The 12,965-nt window shown below is 73.4% G+C and carries 12 protein-coding genes and 1 pseudogene; 5 read left to right on the forward strand and 8 right to left on the reverse strand.

The window, feature by feature from the left end:
- A pseudogene (locus tag IE249_RS35780) lies at positions 1–386 on the forward strand (hypothetical protein); the annotation flags it as partial.
- A 4-nt stretch (positions 387–390) separates the two neighbouring features.
- Positions 391–1,146, forward strand: a complete 756-nt coding sequence (locus IE249_RS35785; RefSeq protein WP_229857363.1) for a hypothetical protein — start codon at positions 391–393, stop codon at positions 1,144–1,146.
- Here the strand turns inward: IE249_RS35785 and IE249_RS01070 are convergent.
- The gene (locus tag IE249_RS01070; protein ID WP_189702843.1) at positions 1,110–1,604 is read right to left on the reverse strand and encodes a DnaJ family domain-containing protein; all 495 of its coding nucleotides are present in this window, start codon (positions 1,602–1,604) and stop codon (positions 1,110–1,112) included. The genes IE249_RS35785 and IE249_RS01070 overlap by 37 nt on opposite strands.
- 103 nt (positions 1,605–1,707) lie before the next feature.
- Between IE249_RS01070 and IE249_RS01075 the strand changes: the two genes are divergently transcribed.
- Positions 1,708–2,100, forward strand: a complete 393-nt coding sequence (locus IE249_RS01075; RefSeq protein WP_189702844.1) for an FHA domain-containing protein — start codon at positions 1,708–1,710, stop codon at positions 2,098–2,100.
- Positions 2,101–2,135: 35 nt separating this feature from the next.
- Here IE249_RS01075 and IE249_RS01080 read toward each other — a convergent pair whose 3' ends face one another.
- Together IE249_RS01080 and proP are read right to left on the reverse strand one after the other, a co-directional pair.
- Entirely contained in the window at positions 2,136–2,810 is a 675-nt protein-coding gene (locus tag IE249_RS01080) for an O-methyltransferase (protein WP_189702845.1), read from the reverse strand.
- 84 nt (positions 2,811–2,894) lie between these two features.
- Positions 2,895–4,289: a glycine betaine/L-proline transporter ProP gene (gene proP, locus IE249_RS01085; protein ID WP_189702846.1), complete on the reverse strand. Its 1,395-nt coding sequence runs from the start codon at positions 4,287–4,289 to the stop codon at positions 2,895–2,897.
- Positions 4,290–4,754: 465 nt separating this feature from the next.
- On the opposite strand from proP, the gene IE249_RS01090 reads away from it, so the two are divergent.
- Positions 4,755–6,896, forward strand: a complete 2,142-nt coding sequence (locus tag IE249_RS01090) for a bifunctional glycosyltransferase 87/phosphatase PAP2 family protein (protein ID WP_229857156.1) — start codon at positions 4,755–4,757, stop codon at positions 6,894–6,896.
- Here IE249_RS01090 and IE249_RS01095 read toward each other — a convergent pair.
- A complete protein-coding gene (locus tag IE249_RS01095) occupies positions 6,880–8,049 on the reverse strand; it encodes a steroid 3-ketoacyl-CoA thiolase (RefSeq protein WP_189702848.1) in 1,170 nt (389 codons plus the stop codon). The two genes, IE249_RS01090 and IE249_RS01095, sit on opposite strands and share 17 nt — an antisense overlap.
- A gap of 296 nt (positions 8,050–8,345) precedes the next feature.
- Here IE249_RS01095 and IE249_RS01100 point away from each other — a divergent pair, with 296 nt between their 5' ends.
- Positions 8,346–9,581, forward strand: coding sequence for a cytochrome P450 (locus IE249_RS01100; protein ID WP_189702849.1), 1,236 nt, complete (start codon positions 8,346–8,348; stop codon positions 9,579–9,581).
- A 12-nt stretch (positions 9,582–9,593) separates the two neighbouring features.
- Here the strand turns inward: IE249_RS01100 and IE249_RS01105 are convergent, their stop codons facing one another.
- The 4 genes from IE249_RS01105 to IE249_RS35790 all read right to left on the reverse strand — a co-directional run.
- Positions 9,594–10,292 (reverse strand): YoaK family protein, encoded by a 699-nt coding sequence (locus tag IE249_RS01105; RefSeq protein WP_189702850.1) that lies wholly within the window; start codon positions 10,290–10,292, stop codon positions 9,594–9,596.
- A 134-nt stretch (positions 10,293–10,426) separates the two neighbouring features.
- A complete protein-coding gene (locus IE249_RS01110; protein ID WP_189702851.1) occupies positions 10,427–10,843 on the reverse strand; it encodes an aggregation-promoting factor C-terminal-like domain-containing protein in 417 nt (138 codons plus the stop codon).
- 310 nt (positions 10,844–11,153) lie between these two features.
- Positions 11,154–11,990: an ECF transporter S component family protein gene (locus IE249_RS01115; protein ID WP_189702852.1), complete on the reverse strand. Its 837-nt coding sequence runs from the start codon at positions 11,988–11,990 to the stop codon at positions 11,154–11,156.
- Positions 11,987–12,965 (reverse strand): energy-coupling factor ABC transporter ATP-binding protein (locus IE249_RS35790; RefSeq protein WP_229857157.1); only part of this gene is annotated, 979 nt, incomplete at its 5' end. The genes IE249_RS35790 and IE249_RS01115, both read right to left, overlap by 4 nt.

Consider the following 12,965-nt stretch of genomic DNA (forward strand, 5'->3'; position numbering starts at 1 on the left):
AGCGGTTCGTCGACTCGCCGCGGGAGGCCGTCGCCGAGGCGGACCGGCTGCTCGCCGAGCTGGCCGGCGCGCGGGGGTTCCCGCACGACGGGCAGTACGAGGACCAGCTCGACGCGCTGTCGGTGCACCACGGCCACCACGTCCACGGCTACCGCCGCGTCCACCGCGCCGCGCACGCCCCCGTGGACGGCGCCCCCGAGAGCCGCGCGAGCACCGAGGAACTGCGCGCCTCGCTGGTCGAGGCCCGCGACCTCTTCGAGGACCTGCTCACCCCGGCCCACGCCGACGCCGCCCCGGCCGAGCGCACCGCGACCACGCGCCGGGCGGACGGCCACACGTCCCACCTGCCGTGGGCCCTCAACCGCCGCCAGACGAAGGAGAGCTGACGTCATGCCCGACAGGACGCACAGCGGCGCCGGCAGTCCCGAGAAGACCGGCGCGACCGGCGCGACCGGCGCGACCGGCGTGACCGGCGCGACCGACGCGACCGGCGCGACCGGCGTGAGCAAGGAGACCGGCGAGGCCCGCAGGACCGGCGCAGCCGGTGGGACGGATGCGCTCGGCGGGGCCGGGACGACCGGCGGGACGCACACCCCCGGCGTGACGGACGGGCCCGGCACGGCCGGTCGCCGGACCACGCCCGCGCCGCTGGAGCCCGAACCTGGCCGTAAGGCCCGCGCGGAGCGCGAGGCCGCGGCGGCGCAGGAGGCCGCCGGGGACCGCGAGGCCGTCGAAGTCGGCAGGGCCGCCGGGGACCGCGACGCCGGCCGGCGGGCCGCCCCGGGCCCCGAGGCCGCCGGAGGCCGCGAGCGCCCCGGGGACCGCGCGACGGGCGTCGGCAAGACCGGCGCCGGCGAGGTGGGCCCTGGCGAGGTGGGTCCCGACCCGCTGCTCTCCCGTGACGAGTGGGAGAAGTACGGCGGGCGGCTGCACAGGGCCCTCGCCGGATTCGTCGACGCGCCGCAGGAGGCCGTGGCGGAGGCGGACCAGGCCGTGGGCGAACTGGTCACGCGGTACACCGAGGAACTCACCCGGCGGCGCCGCGCGCTGCGCACCGCCTGGCAGGAGAGTGGCACGGACACCGAGCGGCTGCGGCTCGCCCTGCGGGACTACCGCGAACTCGCCGACCGCCTGGCCCGCCTCTGACCGCTCCCCGGGCCCGCGCCCCGGTCAGCCGCCCGGCGCTCCTCGCGCTGCCGCCGTTCCCGGCGTTCCCGCTGCTCGCGCCACTCGCGGACGATCTCCTCGACGTCGTACCGCTTAAGGCCCAGCGGGGGGCCGGGCGGCGGCTTGAGCATCATGTCGAGGATCTTTGTGTTGATGTCCGCGATGATCTTGCGGACCATCGGCTCCGTGGGGGCGGCGAGGGCCGCGGCCCGCGCGTCCTCGGCCTCCTTGCGCAGCGCGAGCGTCGGTGGCAGGACGGACAGGCCCTCGCGGGCCATCTTCCGCTTGACCCACCACAGTTCCTCGTACGACGTGTCGCCCGGCAGCGGTCTGCCCGCGCCCGGCAACCGGTCGAACTCGCCGCGCGCCTGGGCATCACGGATCTGTTTGTCGACCCAGGACTCGAACGGAACACCGGGTGGCTTTCGCTCGGTCATGCCTCCATTGTGCCGGACGGGACGCCGCCGGGCGTTTTATCATGCGGCGGCGGTACGGCACTCGGGCCGTTCGCCGCACAGGGACGCCACAGGGGGAACGCTCGTGCTCGAACTGACCATGGCCTCCGTCTCCGGGACGGACGCGGGAGCCACGGCCGGCATGCTGATGGCCGACGCGCCCAGCGCCCCGGGCTCCGTGCTGCGGGTGGGCCGGGACCGGTCCGTGTGCCGCCTGGTGACGCCCGACGACTGGCTGTTCGTGTCCCGGGTGCACCTGGAGTTCGTGTGCGGCCAGGACGGCGCCTGGCAGGTCACCTGGCTGCGCGGCTCCCAGCCGGACCCGTCCTCGGAGGTCCTGCTCACGGTCGGCGAGTACGCCCAGTCCCTCGCCTACGGCGGCACCGTCACGCTGCCCCGGGGCGGCGCCGGCGAGATCGTCGTACGCGACCGCACCAGCCCGCGCAGCATCAACGTGGGCTTCTACCACGAGGTCTGAGGGCCACGGGGCCGGGTGAGCGGGCGTACGCCCTCCTACGCCAGCACCCGCGCCAGCGCGAAGCCGTCGTAGCCCTTGACGCCCACCGTCTGGATCGCCGTGCCCGTCAGGCGCGGGTGCTCCGCGATGAGCTCCAGCGCCGCCCGGGTGCCCCGCACGCTCGGGTCGGCGCCGCCCGCGTCGGTCACATGGCCGCCGCGTACGACGTTGTCCACGACGATCAGGCTGCCGGTGCGGGTCAGCCTGAGCGCCCACTCCACGTAGTGCGGGTTGTTGACCTTGTCGGCGTCGATGAAGACCAGGTCGAACGGGGGCGGGTTCTCGTCGGCGAGCTTGGGCAGCGACTCCAGGGCCGGGCCCACCCGCACCTCGGCGATCCGGTCGAGGCCGGCCCGCGCGAGGTTGCGGCGGGCCACGTCGGCGTGGTGGGCGTCGTATTCGAGGGAGACCAGTCTGCCGCCGTCGGCGGGGAGCGCGCGGGCCAGCCAGATGGTGCTGTACCCGCCGAGGGTGCCGATCTCCAGGACGGTGCGGGCGCCCTGGATCTCGGCGAGGAGCTGGAGGAGTTTGCCGTGGGTCGGCGCGACGTTGATGTGCGGCAGGCCCTCGGCGTCGCTGTCGCGCAGCGCCGCCCGCAGCGCTTCGTCCTCGGGTGTGAGCAGGGCGGTGAAGTAGGCGTCGACGTCGTCCCAGAGCTGCGAGTCGCTCATGCACCAAGCCTTTCGTATGCCTAGTTAGATCCGCTAACTAGCTCTGTCACGAACATAGCCCGGCGCATGAGCGCTGTCAGGGAATTACGCCGGGCCGCCCGGCGCCCGCTCCAGCGAGGGCGCGGAACCCGGCAGCGGACGGCCCGCCGACTCGGCCATGCGCCAGACCGCGAAGCCGCCGATCACGGCCGCCGCCATCATGTAGTACGCGGGCATCATCATGTTGCCGGTCGCGCCGATCAGGGCGGTGACCACCAGCGGGGTCGTGCCGCCGAACAGTGAGACGGAGACGTTGAAGCCGATCGACAGCGAGCCGTAGCGGACCCGGGTCGGGAACAGGGCGGGCAGGGCGGCCGGCATCGCGGCCGTGAAGCAGACCAGCAGCAGGCCCAGCGCGGCCATGCCGAGGCCCACCGCGGCCAGGCTGCCCTGACGGATCAGCAGCAGGGCCGGAACGGACAGGAACAGGAAGCCCGCACAGCCGGCCGCGATCACCGGGCGGCGGCCGACCCGGTCGGTCAGCGCGCCGGCGAACGGCTGGACGACCATCATCAGGGCCATCACGCCGAGCACCACCAGCAGGCCGTGCGTCTCGTCGTAGTGGAGCTCACTGGTCAGGTAGCTCGGCATGTACGACAGCAGCATGTAGTCGGTGACGTTGAAGACCAGGACCAGGCCCATGCACAGCAGCAGCGCCTTCCACTGGCCGGCGACCATCTCGCGCAGCGGCACCTTGGGGCGGCTCGCCTCGGCCTTCTCCACCTCGGCCGCGAACGCCGGGGTCTCCTCCAGGCGCAGCCGCAGGTAGAGGCCGATGATGCCCATGGGGCCCGCGATCAGGAAGGGGACGCGCCAGCCCCAGGTGAGCAGGTCGGCGTCGGACAGCAGCGCCGTCATCAGGGTCACCAGGCCCGCGCCGCCGATGTAGCCGGCCAGCGTGCCGAACTCCAGCCAGCTGCCGAGGAAGCCGCGCCGCCGGTCGGGCGCGTACTCGGCGATGAAGGTGGACGCGCCGGCGTACTCGCCGCCGGTGGAGAAGCCCTGAACCAGCCGGGCGGCGAGCAGGAGCAGCGGGGCGCCGACGCCGATGGAGGCGTAGGACGGGATCAGGCCGATGGCGAAGGTGCCCGCGGCCATCATGATCATGGTGACGGCCAGCACCTTCTGGCGGCCGACGCGGTCGCCGAGCGGCCCGAAGACCATGCCGCCCAGCGGGCGGACCAGGAAGGCGGCGGCGAAGGCGCCGAAGGTGGACAGCAGCTGCGCCGTCGGGTTGCCGGAGGGGAAGAAGACCTTGCCCAGGGTCACCGCGATGTAGCTGTAGACACCGAAGTCGAACCATTCCATCGCGTTGCCCAGCGCGGCGGCCTTGACGGCCCGCCTGACGAGCGCCGGGTCGGTGACGGTGGCGTCGCCGGGGCGGTGGCGGCCCTTGGTGAGGGAGACGGATCGGGGAGCGGTGACTGTGGCAGCCGACAAGACTCGCTCGCCTACCTTTCGACGGGGACAGGGACGCGGTCCGCGCGACGGCGCCGGCGGGCGGACCGGGACGGCCCACGCACGGCGGCACCGGGGCAGGCCGAAAATCGACCATACGAGTGCTTGGTCCGCTTACGTGTCGTGAGCGAGTCGATGCATGCTGCACCTAAATGCCGGTTACGCAGGTACGTCGGCCCGCTCCCGGACGCGGATTCCGCACCGCCGCTGTGATCCATCTCGCGTCCCGGGGGCGCAACCGGGCCACCCGCGCGCCCCCCGTCCGCTCGCCCACACCCTCTCCGCGGTGCCGTGATCCGGACAAAAGGCGGGTGGTGACAGGTGAAGCGGGCGTTGCCCGCGTCTTCGTCCCAGGGAGGTGCGAGCCCCGTAGGGTTCGCAGGAGAACACGGGAGAACACCGGCGTACGGGATGTGCGGGGCATACGGGGCGGGAGGCCGGCGAGGCGTGGCGAATGCGGATCACAGTGGAGCACCGGCGGCGGCGTTCGCCGCGGCGACCGTCACCGGCCCGGCCGGGCCGCGGCTGCGCATGGTCAGACTCGGCCTCTGGCTGATCGCCGGGATCCTCGCCCTGCGGCAGGTGGCCGTCGTCCTCGCCACCCCGCGCGCCGACCGGCTGACCGACCTGGAGACCTGGGTCGGGCCCAGCGGCGTCCTGCACGTCAAGGGGTCGCTCTACGACTCCACCCGCTTCACCGGCACCCCCTTCGCCGGCCTCGTCCTCAAGCCGCTCACCAAGGCCGCCGAACAGGCCCTCGGCTGGGGATGGATCTTCGGCACCCTGCTGCTCGTGGTCGCGCTCGGACTGATCGCCGCCCGCGCACTGCCCCAGCCCGTCGGCCGCCGCACCGCGCTGCTCGCCGCGCCCGTCGCGATCAGCCTGCTCATGCTGTCACTGCCCGTGCGCGACGCGTTCTGGCTCGGCCAGACCAGCATCATCCCCGTCCTGCTCGTCCTCCTCGGCTGCCTCGTCGTGCGCGGGCAGCGCACGGGCGGCGCCCTCATCGGTCTCGCGGCCGCCCTCCAGCCCACGGTGCTGCTCTTCGCGCCCCTGCTGTGGCTCACCGGCCGCAGGAAGGCCGGCGCGTCCACCGGCGCCACCTTCGCCGCCTGCACCGCGCTCGCCTGGGCCGCGCTGCCGCACGACTCCCACACCTACTGGGTCCACCACCTGGCCGGCGTGGGCCTCGGCGGCCGCGCCGACGCCCTGGCCAACCAGTCCCTGCACGGAGCCCTGCTCCGCCTCGGCCTCACCGGCCCGCTGGAGATCGGCCTGTACCTGGCCCTCGGCACCGTCGTCGCCGTCCTCGGCCTGCGCCGGGCCGTCCGCTACGCCCGCGACGGGCAGCTGCTGCTCGCCGTCGCCGTCACCGGCTGCGCAGCGATCGCCGTCTCGCCCACCGCCTGGCAGCACCAGCTGCTGTGGGTGCTGCTCGCCGTCGTCGGCCGCGTCGGCCGCCGCGTCTCCGACCGGTACGTCTGGCCGGTCGCCGTGATCCTGGTCATGACGCTGCCCGCGAAGATGCTGCTGCCCAACGTCGACGCCATGGAACCCCTGCGGGACAACGTCGTGCTGCTGGCCGCCCTCGCCGCCGCCACGGCCGTGCCGTTCCTGTCCCGCGCCTCGGACCTCTACCGGTCACCGGTCCCGACGCGGTACGCGCCCTTGGCCCCGGCCCGCTTCCGGCACGTACCGCTGCTGCCCCTCCTGCGCCGCGTCCTCACCCGCCCGAACCTGCTCCTCGAACTCCTGCTGATCCGCGTCACCTACGCCGCCTACCAGCAGGTGCGCCTCGCGGCCACCGGCGGCTCCAACGCGGGCGGCCGGGCCCGGGCCGAGCGACACGGCCACGAGCTCCTCTCGCTCGAGCGTTTCCTGCACATCGACATCGAGCACACGGTCAACCACGCCGTGGCGCGGGTCGGCTGGCTGCGCGACTTCTTCGACTTCTACTACGAGTCCTTCCACTTCGTGGTCCCGATGGCCGTCCTCGCGGTGCTGTACTGGCGCCGTCCGGTCGACTACCGCTGGGCCCGCTCGGCCCTCGGCTTCGCCACCCTGCTCGCCCTGATCGGCTTCTGGCTCTTCCCGCTCGCCCCGCCCCGTCTGCTGCCGGGCCTCGGCATCGCCGACACCGTCCACGGCGCCCAGGACTTCTCCAAGCCGGACTACGGAGCGCTGACGGCGCTCACCAACCAGTACGCCGCGATGCCGTCCCTGCACTTCGGCTGGTCCCTGTGGTGCGGTGTGGTGATCGCGGTCGCCGCGCCGAGGTGGTGGATGAAGGCCCTCGGCCTCCTCCACCCCCTCTTCACGGTCTCCGCCATCGTCGCCACCGGCAACCACTGGGTGCTGGACGCGGTGGGCGGCGCGGCGGTCGTGGGCACCGGGTTCGCGCTGACGTACGTCCTCCAGGGCCCGCGCGCCCACAGTCCCGCGCCGCCGCCCGAGGACATCGGCACCCAGGCGGAGCTGTCCGGGGCCAGGGCCTTTCTTCCGGATCAGGCCGGCTCCGAGTTGCCTCGCCTCCCGGCCGACGCGACCGGCGGCAAGATCCGGAAGAGAGGCCCTAGAGCCGCTGGATGATCGTCCCGGTGGCCAGGCCGCCGCCCGCGCACATCGTGATGAGCGCGAACTCCTTGTCGGTGCGCTCCAGTTCGTGCAGCGCCGTGGTGATGAGGCGGGCGCCCGTCGCTCCGACCGGGTGGCCCAGCGCGATCGCGCCGCCGTTGACGTTGACCTTCTCCAGGTCCTGTTCGAAGACCCGGGCCCAGCTCAGCACCACCGAGGCGAAGGCCTCGTTGATCTCGACGAGGTCGATGTCCTTCAGGGACATGCCGGCCTTGCCGAGCACCGCCCTGGTCGCGTCGATCGGGCCGTCGAGGTGGAAGTGGGGGTCGGCGCCGACCAGCGCCTGGGCGACGATCCGGGCCCTGGGCCGCAGCTTCAGGGCGCGCGCCATCCGCTTGGACGCCCACAGGACGGCGGCCGCGCCGTCGGAGATCTGCGAGGAGTTCCCGGCCGTGTGGATGGCCCGGGGCATGACGGGCTTCAGGCCCGCCAGGGCCTCCATCGAGGTGTCGCGCAGCCCCTCGTCGCGGTCGACCAGGCGCCACATGCCCTGCCCGGCCCGCTGCTCGTCCTCGGTGGTGGGGACCTGGACGGCGAAGGTCTCGCGCTTGAAGCGCTCCTCGGACCAGGCGACGGCGGCGCGCTCCTGGGAGCGCAGGCCGAGCGAGTCGACGTCCTCACGGGTCAGGCCGCGGTGGCGGGCGATGCGCTCGGCGGCCTCGAACTGGTTGGGCAGGTCGACGTTCCACTCGTCGGGGAAGGGCTTGCCGGGGCCGTGCTTGGAGCCGGAGCCGAGCGGGACGCGGGACATGGACTCCACGCCGCAGCTGATACCGACGTCGATGACGCCGGCCGCGATCATGTTGGCGGCCATGTGGCTCGCCTGCTGGGAGGAGCCGCACTGGCAGTCGACGGTGGTGGCCGCCGTCTCGTAGGGCAGTCCCATGGCCAGCCAGGCCGTGCGCGCGGGGTTCATGGACTGTTCGCCGGCGTGGGTCACCGTGCCGCCGACGACCTGCTCGACACAGTCGGCGGGGATGCCGGTGCGGCCGAGGACTTCCCGGTAGGTCTCGCCCAGGAGATAGGCGGGGTGCAGGTTGGCGAGCGCGCCGCCGCGCCTGCCGATCGGGGTGCGTACGGCTTCGACGATCACGGGTTCCGCGGCCATGGGGGGTGCGTCCTCTCCTCGGTCGACCCGCGCGGCGCGGGCGTCCCGGCCACCCGCCACGCAGAACTAGTACGCGTTCTAGTTCTGTGTGCAGTTTGCTGACACCGTGTCCACTGCCGCAAGGGTTGTGCAGGGCCCGAAGTCTTGATCTGCGGATCCGCACGAGTTCCGCACGCAATTGAGGCCGTCGTGGCTCTTGCCACTTGTAGAACCCGTTACTACCTTCACCGCAATTCCTGATGGGCCGTCAGGCGAATGCCGCAGCGGCGGCCGCATAGTGGTGGGAGTGAGTCGCCATGCCCGATCCCGCGCTGCCCGACGGGTTCGACCTCACCGACCCCGACCTGCTGCACCACCGCGTGCCCCTCCCGGAGTTCGCCGAGCTGCGCCGCACCGAGCCGGTGCGCTGGATCGCCCAGCCGCACGGGCTGGCCGGCTTCGCGGACGACGGCTACTGGGCCGTCACCCGGCACGCGGACGTCAAGTACGTCTCCACGCACCCCGAGATCTTCTCCTCCACCCGGAACACTGCCGTCATCCGCTTCCACGAGCACATCCAGCGCGACGCGATCGACGCACAGCGGCTGATCCTGCTCAACATGGACCCGCCGGAACACACCCGGGTGCGCCAGATCGTGCAGCGCGGCTTCACCCCGCGCGCCATACGGGCCCTGGAGGAACGGCTGCGCGCCCGCGCCCACGCGATCGTCGCGGACGCCCGCGCCCGGTCCGGGCCGTTCGACTTCGTCACCCAGGTCGCCTGCGAACTGCCCCTGCAGGCCATCGCCGAGCTGATCGGCGTGCCCCAGGAGGACCGGGCGAAGATCTTCGACTGGTCCAACCGCATGATCGCCTACGACGACCCCGAGTACGCGATCACCGAGGAGGCCGGCGCCCAGTCCGCCGCCGAGATCATCGCGTACGCCATGAACATGGCCGTCGAACGCAAGCGGTGCCCGGCCCACGACATCGTGACGACGCTGGTGGCGGCCGAGGACGAGGGCAATCTGAACTCCGACGAGTTCGGCTTCTTCGTGCTGATGCTCGCGGTGGCCGGAAACGAGACGACCCGCAACGCCATCACCCACGGCATGCACGCCTTCCTCACCCATCCCGGCCAGTGGGACCTGTTCAAGCGGGAGCGCCCGGCCACCACCGCCGAGGAGATCGTGCGCTGGGCGACACCGGTCAACGCCTTCCAGCGCACCGCCACGCGGGACACCGAACTCGGCGGCGCGCGGATCCGCGAGGGCCAGAGGGTGGGCCTGTTCTACGCCTCCGCCAACCACGACCCGGACGTGTTCGAGGACCCGGACGCCTTCGACATCACCCGCGACCCCAACCCGCACCTCGGCTTCGGCGGCGGAGGCCCGCACTACTGCCTCGGCAAGTCCCTGGCCGTCCTGGAGATCGACCTCATCTTCAACGCCGTCGCCGACGCCATGCCCACCCTGCGCCTGGCCGGCGACCCACGCAGACTGCGATCGGCGTGGATCAACGGAGTGAAGGAACTGCGGGTCACCCAGGCCTGACCGGCGAGGCCGTCACTCGCGGCCCGAGGTGGACAGGGCCAGGACTCCGGTTGCCGTGGCTGCGATCAGTAGGGCGGTGGGCAGGTGTCCGCGTACCACCAGCCAGGCGCCGAGTACGGCGCCCGCGAGCATCGCGGCCACGGCGGCGGTGCGGCGCGGGGAGCGCCGGCCCGAGCCGCCGCCCGCGCGGGAGTCGGAGGCCAGACCGGTCAGGGTCATGGTCAGCACGGTGGTGGTGAGGTCGGGCACGCCCAGCTTGCGGACCGTGGCGTTGCGCAGGCCCATCGCGTAGGCGGTCAGCACGATCAGGGCGTACGTCGTGCCGCGGGCGCCCGGAGCGGCGTGGGCGAGGGCGGCCGACGCGCCGACCAGGACCGCCTCGGCGGCCAGGGTGACGCGGGCCCAGGTGCGGCGCGAGCCGCCGCCGAAGCGCGCCGCGACCCGCCCGCCGGTCACCGCGCCCAGGAGGAAGGCGGCGAGGGAGGCGGCGGTGTGCGTCACGGTGAAGCCGGGCGCCCCGGCGGCGGCGAAGCCGAGGACGACCACGTTGCCGGTCATGTTGGCGGTGAAGACGTGCCCGAGGCCCAGGTAGCTGACCGCGTCGATGAGCCCGCTGACCACGGTCAGCCCCAGCAGCACGGTGACCAGCGGCAGCCCGCGGCCCTCGGGGGCACGCGCGCGCTCGCCGTCCGGCGGGGGCTGCGTCGTCATCGCACCAGAAAAGCAGACCCGGCCGCGGGCGCCGGGCGCGGACACGGAGAAGGCGGCGGCCCAGGGGATCGGGGGCCGCCGCCTCCACGAGTGCCGTGAGGTGGCTCAAGCCGGGTTCACCGGCCGGTACGGGATCAGTACCAGCCGTTGGCCTGCCAGAAGTTCCAGGCGCCGACCGGGCTGCCGTAGCGGGACTTCATGTAGTCCAGGCCCCACTTGATCTGGGTCTGGGCGTTGGTCTTCCAGTCGGAGCCGGCCGAGGCCATCTTGGAGCCCGGCAGGGCCTGGACCAGGCCGTAGGCGCCGGAGGAGGCGTTGGTGGCGTTGACGTTCCAGCCGCTCTCGTGCTCGACGATGTGGCTGAAGGCGTTGAACTGCGCGGCGTCCGGGATCATCTTGTGCGCGATCGTCTTGGCGTCGGCGGCCGAGTGGGCCGGGGCCGCGTGGGCCGGGGCCGACGTGAGGGCCATGCCGACGGTGGCGGCGGCCACGGCGGCGGTGGTGAGGGCCTTCTTCGGGGCGGCGATGCGGCGGATGAAGGAGACGGACACGGAGAACCTCTTGCGTCGGGGACGGGGAGTCGCGGGCCTGCCGTGATCGGCGGGGCCCGGCGACGTCGTCCAGAGAAGCAGCCGCGAAATCTGTCCGCAAACACCCCTTTTACTAGTTGTGGTCGCATTCGCGGTGAAGGTCGTCCGTGTGAGCCGGCTCTCAAAGCCCAGGTCGGCGCGGGCAATGTCGAGTCCATGCCATGCCCGCGCGGCTACGACCCGTCTTCGTAGGTGATCCACGTCATGTGGGCCGCTTCACCGAGCCCGTCACGCAACGTCCCTGCCCGCTGACACCGCGGTGGTACGGGAGTCACCCGCCGGGCCCCTCGAAGGTGACGGGCGCCTCGAACGCGGCCCGCCGGGTGGCCCGGCGCAGCGCCCTGAGCACCGCCGGGCCCACGACCAGGGTCAGGACCACGGTGACGACGGCCCGGCCGAGGTCCCAGCCCAGCGAGGTGGCCAGGCAGTACGCGAGGAAGCGGGCCAGGTTGGCGGGAACGCCCGCGTGCGGGTCGAAGGCGATGGAGGAGGCGAGGGTGCCCATGAAGGGCCAGCCCGCGAGGTTCATGACGGTGCCGTACGCGAACGCGGCGAGGAAGCCGTATACCGCGAGCAGCAGCAGTTCCGCGCGGCCGCGCAGGCGGTCGGGGCCCGGCAGCAGACCCGCGCCCATGGTGAACCACCCCATGGCCACCATCTGGAACGGCATCCACGGGCCCACGCCCCCGGTGAGCAGCGCGGAGGCGAACATCGTCACCGAGCCGAGCACGTAGCCGAAGCCCGGACCGAGCACGCGGCCGCTCAGCACCATCAGGAAGAACATGGGCTCCAGGCCCGCCGTCCCCGCCCCGATCGGGCGCAGGGCTGCCCCGGCCGCGGCCAGCACGCCGAGCATCGCGACCGCCTTCGGACCGAGGCCCGACTCGGAGATCGTCGCCGTGACGACCGCGACCAGCAGCACCAGCAGGCCCGCGAAGAGCCAGGGCGCGTCCTGCGCGTGCGCGCTGAGCTGCGAGGCGGGCGGCGCGAGGAACGGCCAGGTGAAGGCGGCCGCCCCGACCGCGCTCACGAGTGCGAGTGCGGCGGTGGAACGGGGACCCAGGCGGACGGCCCGCGCCTGTGCGTCGCTCCTTGCGTGCGCTCTCACGGGCGTACTCGTCCCGGCGTCTCGTGTGCTCGTCCCAGCGCCTCGCGGACCTGGGCGACCGTGAGCCAGTGCTGCGGGGCGAGGATCTTGGTGACCTGCGGGGCGTAGGAGGGGGAGGAGACGACCACCTCGGCGGTGGGGCCGTCGGCGATCACCTCGCCCTCGGCGAGCAGCACGACCCGGTGGGCGAGCTCGGCGGCCAGTTCCACGTCGTGCGTGGCGAGCACGATGGCGTGGCCCTCGGCGGCCAGCGCGCGCAGCACGGCGACCAGGCGGGCCTTCGCGCCGTAGTCCAGGCCGCGGGTCGGCTCGTCCAGGAGCAGCAGCGGTGGGCGGGCGGTCAGCACGACGGCGAGCGCGAGGGCCAGGCGCTGCCCCTCGGACAGGTCCCGGGGGTGCGTGCCGTCGCCCACGCCCGGCAGCAGCTCGGTGACCAGGGCGCGGCAGGTGCCGGGCGCGGCCTGCGCGTCCCGGTCGGCCGCCGCGCACTCGGCGGCGACCGTGTCGGCGTACAGCAGGTCGCGCGGCTCCTGCGGGACCAGGCCCACGCGGCGCACGAGCTCGCGGGGCGGAGTGCGGTGCGGGACCGCCCCGCCCACGCGGACCTGCCCGGCAAAGGGCTCGACGAGCCCGACCAGCGAGCCGAGCAGGGTGGACTTGCCTGCGCCGTTGCGTCCCATCAGGGCGACGGTCTCGCCGGGCGCGACGGCGAGGTCGACGCGGCGCAGCGCCTGTACGGCGCCTCGGCGCACGGCCAGCGAGCGGACTTCGGCGACGGGCGTCGCACCTGTGGCGGGCGTGGTCGCGGAGGGAGCCGTGGTGGTGGGCGTGATCGGGTCGGGCGTGGTGCCGGCGGGCGGACCGGTCCGGTGCCGCTTGCGCGGGATCAGGCGCAGGCGGGGTCCCGGGCGGGCGGCGCGCGGTGCGGGGACGGTGAGGAGTGCGGGGGGCGCGGTGGCGGTTCCGGGCCGGGCC

The sequence above is a fragment of the Streptomyces anandii JCM 4720 genome (assembly GCF_014650655.1).
GTDB lineage: Bacteria > Actinomycetota > Actinomycetes > Streptomycetales > Streptomycetaceae > Streptomyces > Streptomyces anandii.